Origin of the sequence: Xanthomonas prunicola, from assembly GCF_025266575.1 — a bacterium.
GTDB lineage: Bacteria > Pseudomonadota > Gammaproteobacteria > Xanthomonadales > Xanthomonadaceae > Xanthomonas > Xanthomonas prunicola.
Map to the genome: position 1 here is coordinate 202,880 of NZ_CP096142.1, position 23,891 is coordinate 226,770.

The 23,891-nt window shown below is 65.3% G+C and carries 20 protein-coding genes; 19 read left to right on the plus strand and 1 reads right to left on the minus strand.

Going from position 1 to position 23,891, the window contains the following annotated elements; all coding sequences use genetic code 11:
• The first annotated feature begins 164 nt into the window (after positions 1-164).
• Positions 165-383, plus strand: a complete 219-nt coding sequence (locus tag M0D43_RS00630) for a hypothetical protein (RefSeq protein ID WP_252163137.1) — start codon at positions 165-167, stop codon at positions 381-383.
• Positions 384-503: 120 nt separating this feature from the next.
• Here M0D43_RS00630 and M0D43_RS00635 read toward each other — a convergent pair whose 3' ends face one another.
• Positions 504-1,421, minus strand: coding sequence for a hypothetical protein (locus M0D43_RS00635; protein WP_260807673.1), 918 nt, complete (start codon positions 1,419-1,421; stop codon positions 504-506).
• A gap of 109 nt (positions 1,422-1,530) precedes the next feature.
• Here M0D43_RS00635 and M0D43_RS00640 point away from each other — a divergent pair, with 109 nt between their 5' ends.
• The 18 genes from M0D43_RS00640 (at position 1,531) to M0D43_RS00725 (ending at position 23,809) form a co-directional block, all read left to right on the plus strand.
• Complete coding sequence (locus M0D43_RS00640) at positions 1,531-1,680, plus strand: hypothetical protein (RefSeq protein WP_260807674.1); 150 nt, start codon at positions 1,531-1,533, stop codon at positions 1,678-1,680.
• Positions 1,681-1,858: 178 nt separating this feature from the next.
• Positions 1,859-5,356, plus strand: coding sequence for a glycosyltransferase (locus tag M0D43_RS00645; RefSeq protein ID WP_260808228.1), 3,498 nt, complete (start codon positions 1,859-1,861; stop codon positions 5,354-5,356).
• A 548-nt stretch (positions 5,357-5,904) separates the two neighbouring features.
• Positions 5,905-6,276, plus strand: a complete 372-nt coding sequence (fliE, locus tag M0D43_RS00650; protein WP_065467883.1) for a flagellar hook-basal body complex protein FliE — start codon at positions 5,905-5,907, stop codon at positions 6,274-6,276.
• A gap of 13 nt (positions 6,277-6,289) precedes the next feature.
• Positions 6,290-8,014 carry a flagellar basal-body MS-ring/collar protein FliF gene (gene fliF, locus M0D43_RS00655; RefSeq protein ID WP_252163140.1) on the plus strand — a complete coding sequence of 575 codons (1,725 nt, stop codon included), beginning with the start codon at positions 6,290-6,292 and terminating at the stop codon, positions 8,012-8,014.
• A 10-nt stretch (positions 8,015-8,024) separates the two neighbouring features.
• Positions 8,025-9,014, plus strand: a complete 990-nt coding sequence (fliG, locus tag M0D43_RS00660) for a flagellar motor switch protein FliG (protein WP_005918162.1) — start codon at positions 8,025-8,027, stop codon at positions 9,012-9,014.
• A complete protein-coding gene (locus M0D43_RS00665; protein ID WP_101364124.1) occupies positions 9,011-9,631 on the plus strand; it encodes a FliH/SctL family protein in 621 nt (206 codons plus the stop codon). The genes fliG and M0D43_RS00665 overlap by 4 nt, the downstream gene beginning before the upstream one ends.
• Complete coding sequence (fliI, locus tag M0D43_RS00670; RefSeq protein WP_101364125.1) at positions 9,628-11,004, plus strand: flagellar protein export ATPase FliI; 1,377 nt, start codon at positions 9,628-9,630, stop codon at positions 11,002-11,004. The genes M0D43_RS00665 and fliI overlap by 4 nt, the downstream gene beginning before the upstream one ends.
• Positions 11,005-11,007: 3 nt before the next feature.
• Complete coding sequence (gene fliJ, locus M0D43_RS00675; protein WP_101364126.1) at positions 11,008-11,463, plus strand: flagellar export protein FliJ; 456 nt, start codon at positions 11,008-11,010, stop codon at positions 11,461-11,463.
• Positions 11,460-12,764, plus strand: coding sequence for a flagellar hook-length control protein FliK (locus M0D43_RS00680; RefSeq protein ID WP_260807678.1), 1,305 nt, complete (start codon positions 11,460-11,462; stop codon positions 12,762-12,764). Before fliJ ends, M0D43_RS00680 begins: the two co-directional genes overlap by 4 nt.
• A gap of 166 nt (positions 12,765-12,930) precedes the next feature.
• The gene (locus M0D43_RS00685; RefSeq protein ID WP_207759660.1) at positions 12,931-13,479 is read left to right on the plus strand and encodes a flagellar basal body-associated FliL family protein; all 549 of its coding nucleotides are present in this window, start codon (positions 12,931-12,933) and stop codon (positions 13,477-13,479) included.
• Between the two features lie 10 nt (positions 13,480-13,489).
• The gene (gene fliM, locus M0D43_RS00690; RefSeq protein WP_101364129.1) at positions 13,490-14,503 is read left to right on the plus strand and encodes a flagellar motor switch protein FliM; all 1,014 of its coding nucleotides are present in this window, start codon (positions 13,490-13,492) and stop codon (positions 14,501-14,503) included.
• On the plus strand, positions 14,500-14,838 hold the full coding sequence (gene fliN, locus M0D43_RS00695) for a flagellar motor switch protein FliN (RefSeq protein WP_046965541.1): 339 nt from the start codon (positions 14,500-14,502) through the stop codon (positions 14,836-14,838). The genes fliM and fliN overlap by 4 nt, the downstream gene beginning before the upstream one ends.
• The gene (gene fliO, locus M0D43_RS00700) at positions 14,835-15,242 is read left to right on the plus strand and encodes a flagellar biosynthetic protein FliO (RefSeq protein WP_252163143.1); all 408 of its coding nucleotides are present in this window, start codon (positions 14,835-14,837) and stop codon (positions 15,240-15,242) included. The genes fliN and fliO overlap by 4 nt, the downstream gene beginning before the upstream one ends.
• 1 nt (position 15,243) lies before the next feature.
• A complete protein-coding gene (fliP, locus tag M0D43_RS00705) occupies positions 15,244-16,089 on the plus strand; it encodes a flagellar type III secretion system pore protein FliP (RefSeq protein ID WP_101364131.1) in 846 nt (281 codons plus the stop codon).
• 401 nt (positions 16,090-16,490) lie between these two features.
• The gene (locus M0D43_RS00710; RefSeq protein WP_005917968.1) at positions 16,491-16,760 is read left to right on the plus strand and encodes a flagellar biosynthetic protein FliQ; all 270 of its coding nucleotides are present in this window, start codon (positions 16,491-16,493) and stop codon (positions 16,758-16,760) included.
• 13 nt (positions 16,761-16,773) lie between these two features.
• Positions 16,774-17,565 (plus strand): flagellar biosynthetic protein FliR, encoded by a 792-nt coding sequence (gene fliR / locus M0D43_RS00715; protein ID WP_039432418.1) that lies wholly within the window; start codon positions 16,774-16,776, stop codon positions 17,563-17,565.
• Positions 17,566-17,659: 94 nt separating this feature from the next.
• Positions 17,660-20,614 (plus strand): ligand-binding sensor domain-containing diguanylate cyclase, encoded by a 2,955-nt coding sequence (locus tag M0D43_RS00720; RefSeq protein ID WP_252163144.1) that lies wholly within the window; start codon positions 17,660-17,662, stop codon positions 20,612-20,614.
• 273 nt (positions 20,615-20,887) lie between these two features.
• Positions 20,888-23,809, plus strand: a complete 2,922-nt coding sequence (locus M0D43_RS00725) for a ligand-binding sensor domain-containing diguanylate cyclase (RefSeq protein WP_260807683.1) — start codon at positions 20,888-20,890, stop codon at positions 23,807-23,809.
• Positions 23,810-23,891: the final 82 nt, after the last annotated feature.

Below are 23,891 nucleotides of genomic sequence, written 5' to 3' on the forward strand. Positions count from 1 at the left end.
GTGATGGCTTGGTAGTCACCGGCATTTCAACGGCACGCTTGTTGCTTCTTGGGCTAGGCTGAGTACTGCCCAGTTGCACCCCGCGGGTGCTCGATGGCATGTACTGCTTTCCCTCAACGCCTCGCCGTGGATGCACTTTGACTGTTCAGGACAATCGATCGCCGATGACCTCCACCGCACTCGTCAGCATCGTCATGCCGCCCTATAAGCCGCGCTATTTTGCGCAGGCGCTAGATAGCGTGCTGGCGCAAACCTATGCAGCGTTGCAGCTGGTGATCTGTGACGCAGATGCCCATGGCGCCATTGAGGCGATGCTGGCGTCCAAGTTGCTGGTAGCGCCCTTCCCGTTCGCTACCAGCAACCAGATAAGCATTGAGGAGTAAGGTCATACCGATTTCCGGCAGCGCGTAGACAAGGGCTAGCAGCGCACCAGCTTGGAAAATCGCCCCTCTGAATGAGAAATGCCGATCTTCACAAACGAATGGCCTTCATAAAGTCTAATATCAAGAATAGCTCCCGCCGGTAAGAATGTATCCGGCCACGTTTCCTGGGAAGACATTTGCTCCTTTACTATTGACCCAAATCACCCCGTTTGCATTTATTCCATACCGGGGGCCCGTGGCCTCTCCGGAGAACGTAAAAACATAGTCACCGCCATTTATGCTGCCCGCACGACCCACGTTGGCGAATGAAGCAGCGAAAGCCGGCGTACCTGTAAGGGTGACGGTAATGGTAGAAATAGTAAGTTGACCGCCATCAAATGCCGCATAATGGGCGTAGCCTCCTCCAACGATACTGTAATTACCTGAGACGATGCCAACGCCATTGCGAACGACGTTCATATGAAAGCCTGTCATCGCTGCAAACACATGGCCACCCTGGAAGTTACAGGCCCCCCTACTAATTGCAATAACACCGTTTGCTGTACTGCCACCACCTATAGTGAAACCAGAAACCTGAACTGTACTAGCGCCATCCACAGTAAGAAGCCATCCAGTGGTATTACGCCAAATAGCAGATGTGCTACCTACAAATCTTACGATGCCACCTGCCACGCTGCCCACCACAACATTTTCCACGTAAGTTCCGTCTGCAACATTGATAATGGCTGTATATCCACACAATGAGTAGCGCGTTTGAACCACATTCACAGCACGCTGGATGGTCTGAAATGCCGTCGCAGCACTTAACCCATCGTTTGAATCACTGCCCGTGTTGGAGACATAAAAAGATAAATCCCGAGTCAAGGCAATGGCGTAAGTGGTGTAGCTATTTGCACTGGCACCCATCGCGAACCGACCTTCATCGCTGATGAAATACGGCTCGCTGGCAGCGAGTTCACCAGCTGTCGCAGCAGCATCAAATTGCGCACGCGTTCCGCGTTTCACATAGATATTGGCACCTGAGATTGCATCGGACATGAGGTGAAGCTCCTTGAATTTATATTTCAAATTAAACTACATTTAAAATTTGCACTATTGCCGCCCCATTAAAGTATGGGACTTTTTCACATTAACAAACCATCGTCTGATGGATATTGCATTTAACTTGAAAAGCTTTAGGCGCATTATTAATTTTCAATTTACCATCGGCATCAATCGACTATTGAGAACCAGCGCTCAGTTGAAGATCCGGTTCGGCACAGCCATCCGTGCCTATGCGCATTGCAGGCTTGGCTGAACTCAGCACCTCACGCAGGGTGATCAAAGATAAGAATATTTCAATCAACGGACCGCGCTTGCGCCGCTGCCTGTATACGCATAGTTGCCGAATCCCCGACAATGCGATGAGTCCCAGTCCTCCAATCCTCGAACATGGTCCGCTCTGCATGACTTCTACCACTCTGGTCAGCATCGTCATGCCAACCTACAAGCCGCGCTACTTCGCGCAGGCGCTGGACAGCGTGCTGGCGCAGACCTATCCGGCGTTGGAGCTGGTGATCTGCGACGACAATGCCGATGGCGCCATCGAGGCGGTGCTGGCGTCCAGGTTGGCGGATGCGCCCTTCCCCATTCGCTATCACCGCAACACGGCACGGCTTGGCGAGCTCGGCAGCACGATCAAGGGGATCGGCCTGGCGCAAGGCGAATACGTCAAGTTCCTGCACGACGACGATGTGCTGCAGCCGGACTGTGTTGAGCAACTGGTGGAGGCGATCGAGCGCGACCCGGGTACGGCGATGGCATCGTCGCGTCGGTTGCGCATCGACGACGATGGCGCGCCGTTGCCGGACATCCTGGCTACCTGCTTTCCGTTTGCCGACGACGTGCTGATGGACGGGCCGGAGCTGGTGTCGTTCCTGGCCGATCACACCATCAACTTCATCGGCGAGCCGAGTTGCGTGCTGGCACGCCGCGCCGACCTGCTGGCGCTGGGCAACGAGCTGATGACGTTGAACGGCAAGGCCATCCACTGGGTTGGCGACCTGGCGATCTACGTCAAGCTGCTGCGTCACGGCAACCTGGCCTTGCTGTCCAGTCCACTCACGCATTTCCGGGTGTCCAGCGCGCAGTTCAGTCAGGCCGGGCGCAATCAGCCCGGCATCGGCGACCAGGGGCACGAGGATCTGCGCCAGGGCATCCGCCAGCTGGGTTGGCGGCGCGAGACCGGGGACAACCGCCAGGTGCGGGTTGCCCCGCTCAGCCCGCACAAGGCGCGGGTGTTCAAGTCGGTGGATCTGGTCAATGCGCTGATGCAAAGCGCGGGCATGGCCGAGCGCGTGTCGCCGGCCACCTGGCTGGGTGTGCGCAATCCGACAACGGTGCAGCGTGGGTTGATCGAAGCGCGCCTGCAGGCGCATGCCGGTGGCCCGCGCATTGCCGTGTTGGTAATCGACCGCGATGGCGATGCCGCGGCAGTTGCAGCAACGCGGTCCAGCCTGGACGCGGTGACCTGCTATCAACAGCATCACACCTGGGTCATCAGCAGCTCACCGCAGCAGGTTGCGGCGGATGGCGAGCACGGCGTACTGATCGACGCGCATGGCTTGGCGGCAACGCTCAACCGGGTCATCGCCGCACGGGACGCGATCGATTGGGTGATGCTGGTCGATGCCGGCAGCCTGTTCACTGCCAGCGGCCTGCTGATGCTGGCCCTGGAAATGCTCGCGTTGCCCGAGAGCTGCCAGGCCATCTACGCCGACGAAGTGATGGCGCTGGACAACGGCCAATTGGGGCTGGCGCTACGACCCACGCTGTATCTGGATATGCTATTGAGCGCGCCGGCGACGCTCTCGCGACACTGGATGTTCCGGCAGCGCACGCTGCTTGCCGATGGCGGCTTCCCCACCGGGCCCGGCGCGGCGTTCGAACTGGAGTACCAGCTCGGCCTGGTCGAGCGTTACGGGCTGGCCTGCATTCGACATATCGCCGAACCCTTACTGATTGCATCGACCACGCCGCAGCATGCCGACGACGACGAACGGCAGGCGATTGCGCGTCATCTCGCCGAACGCGGCTACGTGGACGCCATGGTGCACAGCGCCGGCCCTGGCCTGCATGCGGTGGACTACCGTCATGCACAGCAGCCGCTGGTCAGCATCCTGGTGCTGGTCGATGGCCGTTTGCCGCAGGTGCAGCGCTGCCTGGAAAGCATCCTGGCCAACACGGCCTACCCGCATTACGAGGTGTTGCTGCTGGATCGCGACAGCGCCGCTGCGGACCTGCGCGCTTGGCTGGCCGGCATCGATGCGCTGGGCACGCAACAGATCCGCGTGTTGCGCTTTGCTGCCGAGCCTGCGCGCGAAGCGGTCTGCAACGCGGCCGCCGAACATGCACGTGGGGACGTGCTGTTGTGGCTGTCGGCCGGCGCTGCGGTAATGAAGGCCGATTGGCTGGAGCAACTGCTCAACCACGCACTCCGCCCGGAAGTGGGGGCGGTGGCCGGCAAGCTGCTGCGCGGCGATGGCACCGTGCATCACGCCGGTCTGCTGCTGGGCCTGGGGGCACCGGCGGCGCGCGCCTTCGAAGGCAGTGCGTTCGACGAATCCGGCTATCTGCAGCGCCTGCAGCTGGATCAGAACTACAGCGCGCTCAGTGGCGAGTGTCTGATGCTGCCGCGCCAGTTGTTTATCGACGCAGGCGGTTTTGCGCTGGAGCCGGCACTGGCGCAGTGGAGCGATGTCGACCTGTGCCTGCGCCTGCACCAGGCCGGGTACCTGAATGTGTTTGCGGCGCGGGCGCAGCTGTTGATCGATCCAGCCGAGCGCACGCCCGCCACGGCGCTGGACGAAGAGGCGATGTACGCGCGTTGGCTGCCGGTGATGGCCAATGACCCCGCCTACAACCCGGGATTTTCGCTGGATCCGGGCGCCGGCTTCGCGCTGGCCGACCCGCGCGCCAGCTGGCGGCCGTTGCAGTCGTGGCGACCGCTGCCGAGCGTGATCGCACTGCCGGCCGATATCGAGGGCTGCGGGCACTATCGGGTGATCCAGCCGTTGCGCGCCCTGCGCGAGGCCGGGATGGCCGAGGGCGTGCTGTTCAACGGCTATCTGGAGATCAGCGAGCTGGCGCGTCAGGATCCCGATGTGGTGATCCTGCAACGCCAGGTCGGCGAGCCACGGCTGGAAGCGATGCGGCGGATGAAAGCGTTGTCGCGCGCGTTCAAGGTCTACGAGCTGGACGATTACCTGCCCAATCTGCCGCTGAAGAATGCCCACCGCGAGCACATGCCCAAGGACATTCTCAAGACCATGCGGCGCGGGTTGGGACTGGTGGACCGCTTTGTGGTGTCCACGCCTGCGCTGGCCGAGGCGTTTGCCGGGCTGCACAGCGATATCCGCGTGGCCGAAAACCGCTTGCCGCCTCATTGGTGGGACCAGTTGCCGGCGCGAGGCGAGCGCCAGGGTGGCAAGCCACGGATTGGTTGGGCCGGCGGTGCCAGCCATACCGGCGATCTGGAACTGATCGCCGACGTGGTGCGCGAGTTGGCCGACGACGTCGAGTGGGTGTTCATGGGGATGTACCCGTTCGCGCTGCGCCAGCACATCCATCACTTCCAGCCTGGCATGCAGATCGACCACTACCCGGCCGCGCTGGCAGCGCTGGATCTGGATCTGGCGCTGGCGCCGGTGGAGCAGAACCTGTTCAACGAGTGCAAGAGCAATCTGCGGCTGTTGGAGTACGGCGCCTGTGGCTATCCGGTGATCGCCAGCGATGTGCGCTGCTACCAGGGCAACCTGCCGGTGACGCTGGTGAAAAACCGGTACCGCGACTGGATCGGCGCGATCCGTGCGCATCTGGCCGACCCGGCCGCCTCAGCGGCGAAAGGCGCAGCGTTGCGCGAGGCAGTGCACCGCGACTGGATGTTGAGCGGCAGCCATCTGGACACCTGGCGATCCGCCTGGTTGCCGGACTAGCGCGGGACACTGTTTCAGCGTTCTCCCGCTTGCGGGAGAACGGATGCGTGGCTGTGTGTGAATTGACGGTGGGGCCCTCATCCGGCGCTGCGCCCCCCTTCTCCCGCCTGCGGGAGAATGGAAGCCTGGCTGTGCGTGATCTGTCGGTTGCACTGCAATTGGTCGCCTACCGGCTCCCTTCCCCCGCGTGCGGGGGAAGGTGCCCGAAGGGCGGATGGGGGCGTGCGTCCACACTCCGGCGCCGCGCGCCTGCCTGCAGCCACGTGGTAATTGACGGTGGGGCCCTCATCCGGCGCTGCGCGCCGCCTTCTCCCGCCTGCGGAGAAGGGAAAACCTGGCTGCGCGTGATCTGTCGGTTGCACTGCAGTTGGTCGCCCACCGGCTCCCTTCCCCCGCTTGCGGGGGAAGGTGCCCGAAGGGCGGATGGGGGCGATATCGCTGCAACGCCCCGCCGACAGGTGCGACCGGAATGTCCCGTGCCGGAATCCTGGCGCGATTTCGGCACGCCGCTTGCATCGGTGTGGATGCCTCCCTGGCTGACCGCACCCATGAGCGACTCCGTTACCTCCATCCTCTCGCAGATCCGCAGCTACCAGACGCAGATGGGCCAAGGCCCGATGGGCGCGGTGGGCGATGCGGCGCGTGGCAACCAGATCCAGGGACTGGCCGGCGCGCAGGGAACACCGGCAACCCAGGCACCGAGCTTCAGCGAGACCTTGCGCGGCGCCATCGGCGGCGTCAACGAGGCCCAGCAGAAGGCCGGCGCGCTATCCAAAGCATTCGAAATGGGCGACCCCACTGCCGATCTGGCACGGGTCATGGTCGCCTCCCAGCAGTCCCAGGTGGCCTTCCGCGCCACCGTGGAAGTCCGCAACCGTCTCGTCCAGGCTTATCAGGACGTCATGAACATGCCGCTGTAAAGGTTGACGACACATGGCACTCGCGATCAGCAAAGAAAACATGAACCAGAACGCCGAAAAGGCGGGGCAATGGTTCGACCGTGTCCGCAGCCTGCAGATCACCCGCAAGCTGACCATGATGGCGATGATCGCCCTGGCGGTGGCGGCCGGCCTGGCCGTGTTCTTCTGGTCGCAAAAGCCCGGCTATCAGTCGCTGTACACCGGCCTGGATGAGAAGGGCAATGCCGAAGCGGCCGACCTGCTGCGTACCGCGCAGATTCCCTACAAGATCGACCAGGGCACCGGCGCCATTTCGGTGCCGCAGGATCGTCTGTACGACGCCCGCCTCAAGCTGGCCGGCTCCGGCCTCACCGGCAAGGAAACCGGCGGCGGCTTCGAACTGATGGAAAAGGACCCGGGCTTCGGCGTCAGCCAGTTCGTGGAAAACGCCCGTTACCAGCACGCGCTGGAAACCGAACTCTCGCGCACCATCGGCACCCTGCGCCCGGTGCGCGAAGCCCGTGTGCACCTGGCCATTCCCAAGCCCAGCGCCTTCACCCGTCAGCGGGATGTCGCCAGCGCCTCGGTGGTGCTGGAGCTGCGCGGCGGCCAGGGCCTGGAGCGCAATCAGGTCGATGCCATCGTCAATCTGGTGGCGTCCAGCATTCCGGACATGACCCCCGAACGCGTCACCGTGGTCGACCAGAGCGGCCGCATGCTCTCCATCGCTGACCCCAACAGCGACGCAGCCCAGCACGCCGCCCAGTTCGAACAGGTGCGCCGCCAGGAAAGCTCCTACAACCAGCGCATCCGCGAACTGCTGGAGCCGATGACCGGACCGGGCCGGGTCAATCCGGAAACCAGCGTGGACATGGATTTCTCGGTGGTCGAAGAAGCCCGCGAGCTCTACAACGGCGAGCCGGCCAAGCTGCGCAGCGAGCAGATCAACGACACCAGCACCACAGCCACCGGCCCGCAGGGTCCTCCGGGTGCCACCAGCAACAGCCCCGGCCAGCCGCCGGCACCGGCCGCTGCAGGCGCACCGGGCACCCCGGCTGCCGCCAACGGCCAGGCCGCCGCAGCGGCCGCGCCGACCGAAAGTTCCAAGAGCGCCACCCGTAACTACGAATTGGACCGAACCTTGCAACACACCCGCCAGCCGGCCGGTCGCATCAAGCGCGTCTCGGTGGCGGTGCTGCTGGACAACGTCCCGCGCCCCGGCGCCAAGGGCAAGATGGTCGAACAGCCGCTCACCGCTGCCGAGCTCACCCGTATCGAAGGCCTGGTCAAGCAGGCAGTGGGCTTCGACGCGGCACGCGGCGACACGGTGTCGGTGATGAATGCCCCATTCGTGCGCGAAGCGGTGGCGGGCGAAGAAGGCCCGAAGTGGTGGGAAGACCCGCGCGTGCAGAACGGTCTGCGCCTGCTGGTCGGTGCGGTGGTGGTGCTGGCGCTGCTGTTCGGTGTGGTGCGCCCCACCCTGCGTCAGCTCACCGGCGTGACCGCCATCAAGGAAAAGCAGCGCAAGGGCGGCAACGATGGCACTCCACAGAGCGCCGACGTGCGGATGGTCGATGACGAGGACTCGCTGCTGCCGCACATGGGCGAGGACACCGCCAGCATCGGGCAGGAGCGCAAGCCGGCGATCGCCCTGCCGGACGCGTACGAAGAACGCATGCGTGTTGCGCGCGAAGCAGTCAAAGCCGATTCAAAACGTGTCGCACAAGTCGTAAAGGGATGGGTCGCCAGTGAAGCCTGATACACCACCGATGACCGGCGTACAGCGCGCCGCCGTGCTGCTGCTGTCGCTTGGGGAAAGCGACGCCGCCGAAGTGCTCAAGCACATGGACCCCAAGGAGGTGCAGAAGATCGGCATCGCCATGGCCACCATGACCGGCATCTCGCGCGATCAAGTCGAGAAGGTGATGGACGAGTTCAACGGCGAACTGGCCGGCAAGACCTCGCTGGGCGTGGGCGCCGACGACTACATCCGCAACGTACTGATCCAGGCGCTGGGCGCCGACAAGGCCGGTGGCCTGATCGACCGCATCCTGCTGGGCCGCAACACCACCGGTCTGGACACCTTGAAGTGGATGGATCCGCGCGCGGTTGCCGACCTGGTGCGCAACGAACACCCACAGATCATCGCCATCGTCATGGCGCATCTGGACAGCGACCAGGCTGCCGAGGCGCTGAAGCTGCTGCCTGAGCGCACCCGCGCCGACGTGCTGCTGCGCATCGCCACCCTGGACGGCATTCCGCCCAACGCCCTGAGCGAGCTCAACGACATCATGGAGCGTCAGTTTGCCGGCAACCAGAATCTGAAGTCGTCCAACGTGGGCGGCATCAAGGTGGCCGCCAACATCCTCAACTTCCTGGACACCGGCGCCGACCAAGGTGTGCTGGGCGAGATCGGCAAGATCGACGCCGACCTGGCCGGCAAGATCCAGGACCTGATGTTCGTGTTCGACAACCTGGTGGACCTGGACGACCGCGGCCTGCAGACATTGCTGCGCGAAGTCTCCGGCGAGCGCCTGGGCCTGGCCCTGCGCGGCGCCGACGTCAAGGTGCGCGAAAAGATCACCCGCAACATGTCCCAGCGCGCGGCCGAAATCCTGCTCGAAGACATGGAAGCGCGCGGCCCGGTGCGTCTGGCTGACGTGGAAGCGGCGCAGAAGGAAATCCTCACCATCGTCCGCCGTCTGGCTGACGAAGGCGCCATCAGCCTGGGCGGCGCCGGTGCAGAGGCCATGGTATGAACGACGTGGTCACCCGCTGGCTGGCCCCAGACCTGCACCTGGCCCCGGCTGCGCCAGACACCGAATTCGACGCACCGGCCGTGTATGAGCCGGTGCTGCGTCCGCCGACCCTGGAAGAGATCCAGGCGATCGAGGATGCCGCCCAGCAGGAAGGTTTCGCACGCGGGCATGCCGAAGGTTTTGCCCAGGGCCAGTCGGAAGTGCGCCGCCTGACCGCGCAGATCGACGGCATCCTGGACAACTTCACCCGCCCGTTGGCGCGGTTGGAAAATGAAGTGGTCGGTGCGCTCGGCGAGCTGGCCGTGCGCATCGCCGGCCAGTTGGTCGGGCGTGCCTATCAAGCCGACCCGCAGCTGCTGGCAGAGTTGGTCGGCGAGGCGGTCGATGCCGTCGGCGGTGCCGGCCGCGAGGTCGAAGTGCGGCTGCACCCGGACGACATCACCGCGCTGCTGCCGCATCTGGCACCCACCAGCACCACCCGCGTGGCCCCGGACATGAGCCTGAGCCGCGGCGACCTGCGTGTGCACGCCGAAAGCGTGCGCATCGACGGCACCCTGGATGCGCGCCTGCGGGCCGCGCTGGAGACAGTCATGCGCAAATCCGGAGCGGGCCTGTGAGCGCCCTGTTCGGTGCCACCCCGGCCGATTGGCTGGATGCGCGCAACCTGCGCCTGGCCACCCGGCTGGGCACGCTTGGCCTGGAGCCTGCCGCCGGACGCACCCTGATCCGCGAAGGCATCCTGCGCCGCGCCGTGGGCCTGACCCTGGAAGCGACAGGCTGCGAAGCGCCGATGGGCGCCACCTGCAAGGTCGAAGTCGATGGCGGCTGGGTCGATGCCGAAGTGGTCGGCTTTGCCGGCGAACGGACGTATCTGATGCCCAGCGCCGAACTGCACGGCTTGCTGCCGAATGCGCGCGTGGTGCCCTCGCGGCGCCGCGGCGGCGTGGAAGTGGGCGAAGGCCTGCTCGGCCGCGTCATCGACAGCGATGGCACCCCGCTGGACGGCAAGGGCCCGATCCGCGGCGAAGGCAGCGTCAGCATGGCCGGCATGTCGATCAACCCGCTGGCGCGCGAACCCATCACCACCTCACTGGACGTGGGCGTGCGCGCCATCAACGCCATGCTGCCGATCGGCCGCGGCCAGCGCGTGGGCCTGTTCGCCGGCTCCGGTGTCGGTAAGTCGACGCTGCTGGGCATGATGACCCGCTTTACGTCGGCCGACGTCATCGTGGTCGGGCTGATCGGCGAACGTGGCCGCGAAGTGCGCGATTTCGTCGAAACCACCCTGGGCGAGGAAGGCCTGCGCCGCGCCGTCGTGGTCGCCGCCCCCGCCGACCGTCCGCCGCTGGCGCGCCTGCACGGCGCCTACCGTGCCACCGCCATTGCCGAATGGTTCCGCGACCAGGGCTTGAACGTCTTGCTGCTGATGGATTCGCTGACCCGCTTCGCCCAGGCGCAGCGCGAGATCGGCCTGTCGGTCGGCGAGCCGCCGACCACCCGCGGCTACCCGCCGTCGGTGTTCGCCAAATTGCCGGCGCTGGTGGAACGGGCCGGCAACGGCGCCAAGGGCCGCGGCTCGATCACCGCCTTCTACACCGTGCTGACCGAAGGCGACGACCCGCAGGACCCGATTGCCGACGCCGCCCGCGCCATCCTGGACGGCCATATTCTGTTGTCGCGTCGGGTTGCCGACAGCGGCCTGTATCCGGCCATCGACCTGGAATCGTCGGTCAGCCGCGTGGTGCAGGACATCGCCGACGACACCTGGCGCCTGCGCATCCGCAAGCTCAAGCGGCTGCTGTCTGCCTACACCGCCAACCGCGATCTGATCGCCATCGGCGCCTACCAGCGCGGCAGCGACCCGGCCACTGACGAAGCCCTGGCGCGCTGGCCGGAAATCGTCGAATTCCTTGGGCAGGACGTGCACAAGGCGTCGGTCCTGAGCGATAGCCTGTCCGCATTGCAGCAACTGGTCGAACCCGAGAACTAATTCATGATGCAGTCCAAACGGATCGACCCATTACTGCGCCGCGCGCAGGAACAGGAAGACAAGGTCGCTCGCGATCTGGCCGAGCGCCAGCGCGTGTTGGAGACCCACCAGTCGCGCCTGGAAGAACTGCGCCGCTACGCCGAGGAATACGCCAACAGCCAGATGGCCGGCACCAGCGCAGTGGCCCTGACCAACCGCCGCGCATTTCTGGACCGCCTCGACAGCGCCGTGCTGCAACAGGCGCAGACCGTGCAAAGCAACATCGCCAAGGTCGAAGCCGAGCGCACCCGCCTGCTGCTGGCCAGCCGCGAAAAACAGGTGCTGGAGCAATTGGCCGCCAGTTACCGCGCCCAGGAAAACAAAGTGATCGAACGCCGCGACCAGCGTGAGATGGACGACCTCGGCGCGCGTCGTTCGCGTCTGGCCCGCAGCCAAGACACCCACGGAGAATCCGCATGACCCCCCTGTCCGCCTTCGCCGCCGGCCTCGGCGCACTTGCCGGCACCGGCAAAAAATCCAGCTACAGCGACCCGTCGTCCGACCCGGACGCAGGCCAGGACCAGTTTGCGCGCATGCTCAATCCGGCCAACACGCCGAACCAGGCCCCGCCGCAGGCGCCCGAACGCGTGCCCGCCAAGCAAGCCGCACCCAAGTCCAATCAGTCCGACAACACTCGCAACGACGAGGACACCCACGACGACGCGGCCGGCGATGCCACCGCACGGCCGCGGGCGCAGGAGGGCGATGCCAAGCCGGCCAAGTCCGCAACCGCCAAGGACGCGGCAGCTTCCGACAAGAGCACGGCCGGCGCTGCCAGCAAGACCGGCAAGAACACCAAGACCGCCACCGCCACGGCCAGCGAAGACGCACCAGCAGAGGCGGCAACTGCATCGGCGACCGATGCCGGCTGGCCGCCGGCGGGCCTGGGCGGATTCGGCATGGGCCTGCTCGCACAGGCATTGCCGGGTGGCGATGTACTGGCTGCCGCCGCCGCGGCGCTGACCGCCAGCATGGCCGGCGCAGCCAACGCCGCAGCGACGGCCACAGCACTGCCGACCGATGCAACCGCAGCCAACGCCACTGCGGGTGCTGGCACCACCCTTCCCGCGTTGGGGGCTCTGGTGCCGGCCGCCGCTGCAGGCGCCAAGCCCATGTCGACCAGCGCCGTGAGCGGCGACGCACAGACTGCCGCGTTGATGAGCATGGCCACCAAGGCGCTGGATCCGTCCGCCGACGATAGCGCCGCTGCGGCAGCGCCGGACGCCCCGGTGTTCGTGCTGCCGACCACCACCGCGCCGGCGCTCACCCGCCTGCAGGACGCTGCACCGATCTTCAGCGCCTCGCCCACCCCCACCCCGGATCTGGGCAGCGACTCCTTCGACGATGCCATCGGCGCACGCATGAGCTGGCTGGCCGACCAGAAGATCGGCCACGCCCACATCAAGGTGACCCCGAACGAGATGGGCCCGGTCGAGGTGCGTTTGCATCTGGACGGCGACAAGGTCAACGCCAGCTTCACTGCCGCCAATGCCGACACCCGTCAGGCGCTGGAACAGAGCCTGCCGCGGCTGCGCGAAATGCTCGGCCAGAACGGATTCCAGCTGGGCCAGGCCGATGTTGGTCAGCAACAGCAGAACCCGTCCGGCAATCGCAATGGTGGCAACGACAGCGGCAACGGCCTCACCCTGGACGACACCCCGCCCGTCGGAATTCCGTCGGTGGTGTTACGCCAGCGTGGATTGCTGGACGCCTACGCCTGAAATAGCGCGCCGGGCAGGCCCCGCTGCCGCTAAAAATCGCGCCTCGGCCACTTGCTGATGACGCCCTTCCACCCTCGCAGCGCAAGGCTTGCGGGGGTTTTTCGGTTTGCGCGCTGCCGGCGCCAGGAAACCGGCGCGGTTTTGGCATGCCAATTGCATTGACAGGGTGAGCATTCCTCTGGAGCACACTGTGGCAGCGGCCGAAAAACCCAAGAAGACCGAAGACAAAGACGACAAGGGCGAGAAGAAGAAGGGCGGCAAGAAGCCCATCCTGCTGGTCGCCATCGGCGTGGTGGTGTTGGCCGCTGCTGGCGGCGGCGCCTGGTTCTTCCTGGGCCATAAGGCCGATGACAAAGGCGGCAAGCACGCGCCCAAGGTGGCCGAGGTGCCCAAGCCGGCGCAGTACTTTCCGATGGACCCGGCGATCGTGGTCAACCTGGCCGACCCCGGTGATGGCCCGCAGTACCTGCAGGTCGAAGTGCAGCTGGTCACCCGCGACCCGGAAGAGCTCAAGCTCATCACCGAGAACGCCCCGGCCATCCGTGCGCACCTGTTGATGCTGCTGTCGCAGACCAAGGCCACCGACGTGGCCGACCTGGCCGGCAAGCAGAAGCTGCAGAAGGCCGCCCTGGCCGAAGCGCAGAAGGTCATGACCAGCGAGACCGGCAAGAAGTGCGTCGAAGAATTGCTGTTCACCAGTTTCGTTACTCAGTAAGGCCTGCTCCATGAGCGTCAGTGATCTGCTTTCCCAAGACGAGATCGATGCCCTGCTGCATGGCGTGGATTCGGGCGCGGTCAACACCGAGCCGGAGCCGCTGCCGGGCGAGGCCCGTCAATACGATCTGTCCAGCCAGGACCGCATCATCCGTGGGCGCATGCCGACGCTGGAGATGGTCAACGAGCGCTTCGCGCGACTGTGGCGCATCGGCCTGTTCAATCTGATCCGGCGCTCGGCCGACCTGTCGGTGCGCGGCATCGACCTGGTCAAGTTCAACGAGTACATGCACTCGCTGTATGTGCCGACCAACCTCAATCTGATCCGCTTCAAGCCGCTGCGTGGCACCGGCTTGATCGTGTTCGAACCCACGCTGGTGTTCACCGTGGTGGACAACTTCTTCGGCGGCGACGGCCGCTATCACACCCGCATCGAAGGCCGCGAATTCACCGCCACCGAGATGCGCGTGGTGCAGCTGATGCTCAAGCAGACCTTCGCCGACCTGAAGGAAGCCTGGGCGCCGGTGATGGACGTGGACTTCGAGTACATCAACTCGGAGATCAACCCGCACTTCGCCAACATCGTCACCCCGCGCGAGTACGTGGTGGTGTGCCGCTTCCATGTGGAGCTGGAAGGCGGTGGCGGCGAAATCCACATCACCCTGCCGTATTCGATGCTGGAGCCGATCCGCGAACTGCTCGATGCCGGCATCCAGAGCGACCGCAACGACCGCGACGACTCCTGGAACGTGATGCTGCGCGAGCAGCTGGACACCGCCGAGGTGACACTCTCCAGCGTGTTGGCCAGCAAGCGTATGAGCCTGCGCCAGCTCACCGGTTTGAAGGTCGGCGACATCCTGCCGATCGACCTGCCCGCCCAGGTGCCGCTGTGCGTGGAGGAGATCCCGCTATTCACCGGCGAATTCGGCGTTTCCAATGGCAACAACGCCGTCAAGATCACCGCCGTACGCCCGCCCGGCGTGCAAGCCCCACGCGCCGTTCCCTCCCAGGACTCCAGCAAATGATCAACTCCGACATCCTCGACGCCGCGCCTGCCACCTTCGACAACCTGCAGGCCGAGCACGACCAGAATGCCACCGACCTCAACCTGGACGTCATCCTGGACGTGCCGGTGACGCTGTCGCTGGAAGTGGGCCGCGCGCGCATTCCGATCCGCAACCTGCTGCAGCTCAATCAGGGCTCGGTGGTGGAACTGGAACGCGGCGCCGGCGAACCGCTGGACGTGTACGTCAACGGCACCTTGATCGCGCATGGCGAAGTCGTCGTCATCAACGATCGCTTCGGTATTCGCCTGACCGATGTGGTCAGCCCCAGCGAACGGATCCGGAGGCTGCGGTGATCGGCCTGCTGACCACCGTCGCGCCGGTGGCGGCCAAGGCCACCCAGGTCGGTGCGCAGGCGCCGTCCTCGCCCAGCCTGTTTGGCGCAGTCTTTGCATTGCTGTTGGTGCTCGCGCTGATCGTCGGTCTGGGCTGGTTGCTCAAGCGCATGCCCGGCAGCGGATTCCGCAGCACCGAGGGCTTGCGTGTGGTGACCAGCCTGGCAGTCGGTGCCAAGGAACGTGTGGTGGTGGTGGAGGTGAACGGCCAGCAGTTGTTGCTCGGCGTGACCGCCGGCGGCATCAGCACCCTGCATACCTTGCCCGAACCGCTGCCGACCACGCCGGCCCCCACCCTGCCCACTTTCAAGCAACTCCCCAATTTCGCCCAGCTGCTCGCACAGAAGCTGCGCAAGGATCCGTGACATGCTGAGCCGTTGGAATCGTTGGGGGCGCAGCGTGCGCCTGGTGCTGATCCTGCTGGTGATGAGTTGCCCGATGCTGGCTGCGGCCACGCCGGCTGCCCTGCCGGCGATGGCGCAGGCCGCTGCACCGGCTGCAACGCCCGCCGCGGTGCCGGCCGGTTCCAACCAGTTGCCGTCGCTGCCGAACGTGAGCGTGGGCCGCATCGGCGACCAGCCGGTGAGCCTGCCGCTGCAGACCTTGCTGCTGATGACGGCGATCACCCTGCTGCCGTCGATGCTGCTGGTGCTGACCGCCTTCACCCGCATCACCATCGTCCTGGGCCTGCTGCGCCAGGCACTGGGCACCGGCCAGACGCCGTCCAATCAGGTGCTGCTGGGCCTGTCGATGTTCCTGACCGCGCTGGTAATGATGCCGGTGTGGCAAAAGATGTGGGGCGCCGGCTTGCAGCCGTACCTCAATAACCAGATCGATTTTTCCACCGCCTGGACACTGACCACTCAGCCGCTGCGCGCCTTCATGCTGGCGCAAATCCGCGAAACCGATCTGATGACCTTTGCCGGCATGGCCGGCGACGGCAAGTACGCCGGCCCGGACGCGGTGCCGTTCCCGGTGCTGGTGGCCTCGTTCGTGACCAGCGAACTGAAGACCGCCTTCGAAATCGGCTTTCTGATCTTCATCCCGTTCGTGATCATCGACCTGGTGGTCGCCAGCGTGCTGATGTCGATGGGCATGATGATGCTCTCGCCGATGCTGATCTCGGCACCGTTCAAGATCCTGTTGTTCATCCTGGTGGATGGGTGGGTGCTGGTGGTGGGGACGCTGGCAGCGAGCTTCAACGCGTCGTAGGTGTGGGGCAGAGCGTTTGCTGCCGCTTCGCTATTGTTTTAGCTCCTGCTTTGCTCTGGACTTTGCTTCCGGGGCCCCATACCGCAGCGGCCAAGGCCGGCAGATACAACCCGAAGGGGCGGCGCGCATGGATGCGCGCCGCCCCTTCGGGGTTTGACCCACGTGGCCTGCCGCTGCGGTATGGGGGATTGGGAAGCCAATGGCCAACGCAAAGACAAAGACAAAGCATCAAGCCCTCCGCCCAAAACTCGAGCCCAGCGACAGCGACACGCTAACGGCAAGGCCAATCGCAAGGATGCAACCGGCCTCACCCACTACCAAAGCGCCAGTCAGGCCCAAATCCCGAACCACCCATCCCCGATCCCCGTTCCTTTGGCACCGCACTTGCATCAGCACCTCCCATGAGCCCTGAAATCGCCCTGACCGAATTACGTGGTGGCCTGGTCACCGTCCTGTGGATTGCCGGGCCGATGCTGCTGGCCGTGCTGGTGGTTGGCGTGGTGATCGGTGTCGTGCAAGCCGCGACCCAATTGAACGAGCCGACCATCGCCTTCGTGGCCAAGGCGGTGGCGTTGACGGCCACGCTGTTTGCCACCGGCAGCATGCTGCTGGGGCATCTGGTGGAGTTCACCATCGCGCTGTTCCAGCGCATACCGCATCTGATCGGCTAGCGGGCCATCCAGGATGGATTCTGCAACCCAAATGGTGATCGACGGCCAGCGCGCGTTCGCGATGGTTGGGGCGATCATGTGGACGATGCTGCGCACCGGTGCGTTGCTCACCGCAATGCCGTTGATCGGTACGCGGGCAGTGCCCGGGCGGGTGCGGGTGATGCTGGCCGGTACGTTGGCCATGGTACTGGCGCCGATCCTGCCGCCGGTGCCGGAGTGGGACGGTTTCACCGCGCAGGCCGTGCTGAGCATTGCACGCGAGCTTGCGGTCGGGGCCAGCATGGGCTTTATGCTGAAGCTGATTTTCGAAGCCGGCGCATTAGCCGGCGAACTGGTGTCGCAGTCCACCGGCCTGTCGTTCGCGCAGATGTCCGACCCCATGCGCGGGGTGACCTCCGGCGTGATCGCGCAGTGGTTCTATATCGGTTTCGGGCTGCTGTTCTTCGCGGCCAACGGTCATCTGGCGGTGATTGCACTGCTGGTGGACAGCTACAAGGCCTTGCCGATCGGCACCGCATTGCCCGATGCCGGGGCATTCGCCGAAGTGGCGCCCACCCTGTTCCTGCAGATCCTGCGCGGCGGGCTGACTCTGGCCTTGCCGATGATGGTGGCGATGCTGGCGGTCAATCTGGCCTTTGGTGCGTTGGCCAAGGCAGCGCCGGCATTGAATCCGGTGCAGTTGGGCTTGCCGCTGACGGTGTTGCTGGGGCTATTCCTGCTCTCAAGCTTCGCCAGCGAATTCGCCCCGCCCGTGCAGCGCATGTTCGATACCGCCTTCGATGCCGCCAGAGAATTGACCGCGTAGTCCACCTTTCAAGTTTGTGATCGACAGGCCGTCAATCCCACTGACTTATTGATGCTCACACGTCATCAACCACCTACCCATCCAACGGGGACCGATGTTCAAGCTGCATATGCTGTTCGCCCTTTCTGCGCCGCAGCGCATCGCGTTCTGGGTATGGCGCGGGCTGTTCGTGGTCGCATTCGCAACGGCGGGCATCGGAAGTACGCGCGCGCAGAGCTACAGCTTCCGCGATTACGCGCAGAGCGATGGTCTGCAAGGCATGAGCATCACCGGCTTGGTCGAAGACCGCCGCGGTGTGGTCTGGGTGGCGACCGAGCTGGCCTTGCACCGTTTCGAGCGTGATCGTTTCATTCCGGTCGGCCAGGGTCAGGGGCTGGATGCGCGCTATACGCGCGCGCTGACGCTGGATCATGCCGGGCGCCTGTGGGTGGCCACCGCCAACGGCGTCTTCGTGCGCAACGGCGAGCAGTTCGTGCAAGTGCTGGACCACGGCAAACGCATCCGTGCCGACGCCGGCAATGTCATCGCGGCCTACCGCACCGGGGTTGCGGTGGTCAGCAACGGCGCGCTGCTGGCACTGACGCCAGCGGCCGACGGCCATTGGCAGGTCCAACCGCTGCCGGTGCGCACCGCCGACGGCAACCTGCGTGCGCCGGGTACGACGCTGTTGGCAGATGGGCAGTTCCTTTGGGTCGCGTGCGATGCCGGAGTCTGTCGCCTGGATGCGCGCGGCACTGTGGTCGAAGCGCTGTCCGAAGCCGATGGTGTGCCGGCGCGACGCTGGCGGGTGATCTTCCGCGAACGGGGCGGACGGTTGTGGTTGCGCGGCGGCGGCAAGATCGTCTCGCGCGAACCCGGCGCCACCCGTTTCAACGACCACCCGGCCAATCCGGAAAACAGTTTCAATACGCTGTCCGGCTCGACCACGATGGTGGAAGACTCGCGTGGACGCATGATGACCCGGTCCGATCATGGCCTGGTGCGTTGGGAAGGCACGCACTGGACCGATATCGGCGCCGACCAGGGCCTCCAGCTGGACGCCCTGGTCGGCCCGTTGCTGCTGCAAAGCAACGGCACGCTATGGCTCGGCACCCGCGGAATGGGCGTGCAGCGGATGCTGGGCTACGGCAGCATCGAGCACCTGACCGAAGCGCAAGGCATGCCGCCAGCGCCGACCTGGACCATGCAGCGCCTACCCGACGGCATGCTCGCCGTCGGTGCCGACGGTGGCGCCAGCCTGTTGAAGCGGCATGCCACGCATGCGCAGCCATGGCTGCTGGAAGACGGTGCGGTGTTGTCGCAGGCACTGAACATCACCGTGGCGCCCGATGGTGCGGCCTGGGTGTCGTATTACTCCGGCGCCATTGCCCGGCGCGATCCGCTCACCGGGGTGACCCGCCGCGTGATGGATTTGCCCATCCCCGGTTATAAATTGCTGTTCGACAAGGTCGGGACGGTGTGGATCGCGACACCGCGCGGCCTGGTCCGCGGCCAGGCCGCGCCGCCCTATGCCCAGGCCCCCGAACCGGCAATGGAAGGCAAGTTCATCGGCGATATCGATTTCGATCGCCGGGGCCGGCTGTGGGCCGCCACCCGCGATGGCCTGTATCGCCGCGACGGCCATACCTGGGTGAAGATCGCCGTGCGGGGCAGCTTGCCCAGCCAGGACATGCTCCAAATCGACTTCGCGCCCGACGGCGAAATCTGGTTGTCGCTGCGCGACACCGGCCTGTGGCATGGCCGCCTGCAAGGCGACGGCAGCCTGCTGTTGCAGGCGGTGGACGACCCGCTGATTTCCAGAATCATGCCCTTCATCCTGCGCCACGACCGCAAGGGGCGATTGTGGGTGGGCAGTAGCCAGGGGCTGGATCTGTACCAGAACGGTCGTTGGTCGCGGATCACCCGTGCCGAGGGGCTGCTATGGGACGACATGTCGTCCAACGCCTTTCTGGAAGACGACGACGGCAGCATCTGGATCGGCAGCAGCCGGGGGCTCAGCCATCTGCGCGACCCGCAACGGCTGTTCGCCGCGCAACCGCTGCGGGTCGAGATCGCCGAGGTACGGCGTGGTGCCCGGATCGTGCATGCCGACGCGTCGCTCGCCTGGTCGGAAACGCCGCTGGAGATCGAGCTGAGCACGCCCGGCGTAGAGGGCGGCGCCGACCGCATCAGCTTCCGCTACCGGGTCAAGGCCCGTCAGGCGCGCTGGACCACGTCCTCGCTCAGCCACCTCACCTATCCGCTGCTGCCACCGGGCAACTACACGCTGGAGGTGCAGGCGCTGGATGCCTATCAGCGCAGTGCCAGCCCGATCGCGCGCTTTCAGTTCGTCATACGTCCGCCATGGTGGCGCAGCATCGCTGCCATCGCCGGCTACCTGCTGTTGGCCGTCGTGGCAGTGATCGCGCTGCTGCGCTGGCGCACCGCCAAACTGCTGCGGCGCAAGCGTGAACTGGAGCAACTGGTGGCCGAGCGCACCGCCGAGCTGGAACAGGACAAGCGCGATCTGGAAGCAGCGCGCAGCGAACTCTCGCTCAAGGCCACCCACGACGAACTCACCGGCCTACTCAACCGCGCCGGCATCCTGGCCGCATTGCGCGAGATGCTGCTGCATGCCGCGCGCAGCGGGCGTCCGTTGGCGGTGGTGTTGATCGATCTGGACCACTTCAAACTGGTCAACGACCAACATGGCCATCTGGCCGGCGACGCCGTGCTGGCCGGGGTCGGCCGCCGCATGGATACGCTCATCCGCGGCGACGACCGCATCGGCCGTTATGGCGGCGAAGAATTGCTGGCGCTGCTGCCAGGGCTGAACCTGGATGCCACGCATCGGCTGGACGCCCTGCACCGCGGCATCTGCGGCGACTACCCCATCGATGGCGGCTGGCTGCACGTCACCTGCTCAATCGGCGTGGCCTGGTTCCAATCTGGCGAGACGCTCGAGCAATTGCTGGCGCGCGCCGATGCCGCGCTGTACAGGGCCAAGCGCAGCGGCCGCAATCGGATCGATTACGACCACGTGCCCCTGGATGGTCTTGGCCAGGTGTAATGGCAGGTCTTGACGATGGACCGGCAGCAGCGCGCGTGACGCCGCTGCACGTATGCGCACGCACGCGACCAGTGCCGTCCACCGAGTCCAGCAAACAGGCGCGTTCGCCAGCCCCTCACGCCGTCATGCTCGTTGAAGCATTAAAGAAATACGCGTTAGCAGCCGCTAGTTGTTCCAATGCGGCCTGCTATGGGGGGCTGCCAATGGCAAGCGTGAGACACCGCGCGAGGGGCGCGGACGGCATGCGCCGATGCGTGGGAGACTGCAACGTCCGTGGGGTTTCAGTACTGCCAATGGAGGTCGTCGCACCGGCGTGCACCGTTTGCCGTGGTGTTGCTGGTGGCGTTGCTGTCGTTGGCGGATCTGGCCGGCGCGCAGAGCATCAGCGTCCGGCGGTACGCCCACGACCAAGGCCTGATCGGCCTTGCAGGCACCTGCCTGCTGCAGACCCGCGCCACCTTGCTGTGGGTGTGCACCGAGAGCGGGCTGTATCGCTATAACGGGCGCACGTTTCAACAGGTGCCGCTGGATGGTCTGCGCAACGAGCACATCAGCTCGATGACCGAATCCGCCGATGGGCGATTGTGGGTCACAGGCTTCCAGAGCGTGTTCGTCGGCGACGAACACGGGTTCCGCAAACTGGCGCCGGATGAAGCCCAGCACCTGCAGGACGAGATGCAGCTCGCCAGCCTGCCCTGGGGCACGGTGCTGGCCAGTGGCGGCAGCCTGGAAATTCTGCAGGCCCGCGCCAACGGCCACTGGCAGAGCCAACCGTTGCTGGATACCGCAACGCGCGTGCGCGTTCCCGAGTTGTCCAAGGTGTTCAGTTTGTCGGTGGATGGAAACACGCTGTGGGTGGGTTGCGCACGCAAGCTGTGCGCCATCGACGCGCAGCACAAGGTGCAGGTATTCGGACCCGAACACGGTGTGCCGGACGACCGTTGGTCCAGCGTGTTGCGCGACCACGACGGTGGGGTGTGGGCCCGCGGTGCCGGCACCCTGCTCTATCGCGCGCGCGGCGCGGACACCTTCAGCGTTCGTCCGCTGCCGCTGCTGGATGGCAGTACGATCGGGCGGCAGGCGCCACTGGTGATGGACCGCGAGGGACGCGTGCTGGTGCGTCGTAACGACGGCCTGGCGCGCTGGGAAAACGGCCACTGGCGCACTTTCGGTACCGACAATGGGCTACCACCCGGCAGCAGCGATGCGATCTTGGTAGACCGCGAAGGCGATGTCTGGATGACCGTCGACGGCGAAGGTCTGGTGCGCTGGGCCGGCTACGAATGGATCGAAAACTGGGACGCCTCGCAAGGCATGCCGGCCGCACCGACCTGGTCGATCGCCCGCGATGGGCAAGGCGCGCTGCTGGTCGGCAACGAACACGGCATCGGCCGCCAGGCCGATCCGGATGGGCGCTTCGTCCCGGCAGTGCAAAACGCCGGCATCCAGATCGTGGGCATGCAGCGCAGCCAAGACGGAAGCCTGTGGACACTCAGTTCGGCCGGTTTCCTGCGCCGCACCTGGCCGGACGGGCACAGCGCGCAAATTGCCAAGCTGCCGCGCACTGGGCGTCGCCTGCTGATCGACCGGCAGGGCCGGCTGTGGATGCTCAGTGCCGGTGGCCTGTTCGTGATCGAGCACCCGCTCGACGGCGGCAGCATGCAGACCGTGGCCGACATGCCCGCCATTGCCTACACCGATGTCCAGCAAACCGCCGACGGAACGCTGTGGGTCTCCACCGCCAACGGCTTGTTCCGGCTGCAGGATGGGCAATGGTCCAAGGTCAACGTCAAGGTCAACGGCGGCGTGCCCGAGCCATGGATCAGCAAGTTCCACATCAGCGACAGCGGTGAGGTGTGGCTGGCGTTCTATCGCCCCGGCCTGTGGCACGGCATGTTGCTGCGCGACGGTCTGGACCTGCAGGAAATCAGTGACGAAGCGCTGCGCGATGTCGGCGTGTACCTGCTGCGTGGCGACAGCGCCGGCCGGGTCTGGGTGGGCCATGCACGCGGCGTGGAGGTCTACGACGGTGAGCGGTGGGCGCATCTGTCCCAGTCGCAGGGGTTGATCTGGGATGACGTCTCCGAGGCGGCGTTTGCCGAAGATCCGGATGGTTCAATATGGATCGGAACCGCACGCGGGGTGAGCCACCTGAGCGACCCGGCGCGCCTGTTCGACGAACGCCAGCCAAGCGTGCGCATCGACAGTGTCAGCCGCGGCGGCATGCCGGTGCAGCGCGGGCAACTGTTGGGCTGGAGCGATAGACCGCTCCATATCGAATTGTCGACGATGGAGGTCTACGACGATCCCAGCCGCCTGACGGTGCGTTATCGCCTGCTTGGCCTGCACGACCAATGGATCCAGAGCGACAACCTGTCCATCGATCAGCCGCCACTCCCCTCCGGGCATTTCCGCCTGCAGGTACAGGTGCTGGATCGCTATCGTCGCACCGTATCGCCCATCGCGGACCTGCCCTTCGCGGTCGCGCCGCTATGGTGGCGCAGCCCGCCGGCGATCGCGTTGTATGTGTTGATCGGCAGCGGCCTGCTGATCGGCCTGTGGCGCTGGCGGCATCGCCACCTGGTGGCGCGCGAACGCATGCTGGCCGAATTGGTGGCCGAGCGCACCTACCAGTTGGAGCGCGAAAAACGCGAACTGGAAAGCGCGCGTGCGGCATTGGCCTTGAAGGCCAGCCACGATGCCTTGACCGGCCTGCTCAATCGCTCCGGCATCCTGGAAGCGATGGCCGACGAACTACAGGGCTGCGCGCACGGCGAGCATCCGCTGGCGGTGGTGTTGATCGACCTGGATCATTTCAAACAGGTCAACGACGAACACGGACACCTGGTCGGCGATGCGGTGCTGGCCAGGGTGGGCGCACGGCTGACGGCATGCCTGCGCGAATCGGACAAGGTGGGCCGCTACGGCGGTGAAGAATTGCTGCTGTTGCTGCCGGGCATGACCCAGCAGAGCCAACACCGGCTGCGTGCCATCCACGAAGCGCTCAGCCTGGCCCCGTACGAGGTGGGTGCCGCACGCCCACTGCAGGTGACCTGTTCGGTGGGCGTGTCCTGGTTCCGCGTCGGCGACACCGCCGCTTCGTTGCTGGCGCGTGCCGACGAGGCGCTTTACCGCGCCAAGCGCTCCGGCCGTAATCGCATCGAACCAGAGGAACCGGAAAGTTCGGTGGCGTAAGTTGCGCAAGCGACCATGCCCTGCCAGCTGACGCAGCGCGCATGCAGTACCGATGCATGGCGCGCCCGCGGTTGAAGCGCGT

What these genes read in the sequence shown, in the direction of transcription:
- M0D43_RS00630 (WP_252163137.1), top strand. Translation starts at nt 165, where the DNA reads ATGACCTCCACCGCACTCGTCAGCATCGTCATGCCGCCCTATAAGCCG.
- M0D43_RS00635 (WP_260807673.1), bottom strand. Translation starts at nt 1,421, where the DNA reads ATGTCCGATGCAATCTCAGGTGCCAATATCTATGTGAAACGCGGAACG.
- M0D43_RS00640 (WP_260807674.1), top strand. Translation starts at nt 1,531, where the DNA reads ATGGATATTGCATTTAACTTGAAAAGCTTTAGGCGCATTATTAATTTT.
- M0D43_RS00645 (WP_260808228.1), top strand. Translation starts at nt 1,859, where the DNA reads ATGCCAACCTACAAGCCGCGCTACTTCGCGCAGGCGCTGGACAGCGTG.
- fliE (WP_065467883.1), top strand. Translation starts at nt 5,905, where the DNA reads ATGAGCGACTCCGTTACCTCCATCCTCTCGCAGATCCGCAGCTACCAG.
- fliF (WP_252163140.1), top strand. Translation starts at nt 6,290, where the DNA reads ATGGCACTCGCGATCAGCAAAGAAAACATGAACCAGAACGCCGAAAAG.
- fliG (WP_005918162.1), top strand. Translation starts at nt 8,025, where the DNA reads ATGACCGGCGTACAGCGCGCCGCCGTGCTGCTGCTGTCGCTTGGGGAA.
- M0D43_RS00665 (WP_101364124.1), top strand. Translation starts at nt 9,011, where the DNA reads ATGAACGACGTGGTCACCCGCTGGCTGGCCCCAGACCTGCACCTGGCC.
- fliJ (WP_101364126.1), top strand. Translation starts at nt 11,008, where the DNA reads ATGATGCAGTCCAAACGGATCGACCCATTACTGCGCCGCGCGCAGGAA.
- M0D43_RS00680 (WP_260807678.1), top strand. Translation starts at nt 11,460, where the DNA reads ATGACCCCCCTGTCCGCCTTCGCCGCCGGCCTCGGCGCACTTGCCGGC.
- fliM (WP_101364129.1), top strand. Translation starts at nt 13,490, where the DNA reads ATGAGCGTCAGTGATCTGCTTTCCCAAGACGAGATCGATGCCCTGCTG.
- fliN (WP_046965541.1), top strand. Translation starts at nt 14,500, where the DNA reads ATGATCAACTCCGACATCCTCGACGCCGCGCCTGCCACCTTCGACAAC.
- fliP (WP_101364131.1), top strand. Translation starts at nt 15,244, where the DNA reads ATGCTGAGCCGTTGGAATCGTTGGGGGCGCAGCGTGCGCCTGGTGCTG.
- M0D43_RS00710 (WP_005917968.1), top strand. Translation starts at nt 16,491, where the DNA reads ATGAGCCCTGAAATCGCCCTGACCGAATTACGTGGTGGCCTGGTCACC.
- fliR (WP_039432418.1), top strand. Translation starts at nt 16,774, where the DNA reads ATGGATTCTGCAACCCAAATGGTGATCGACGGCCAGCGCGCGTTCGCG.
- M0D43_RS00720 (WP_252163144.1), top strand. Translation starts at nt 17,660, where the DNA reads ATGTTCAAGCTGCATATGCTGTTCGCCCTTTCTGCGCCGCAGCGCATC.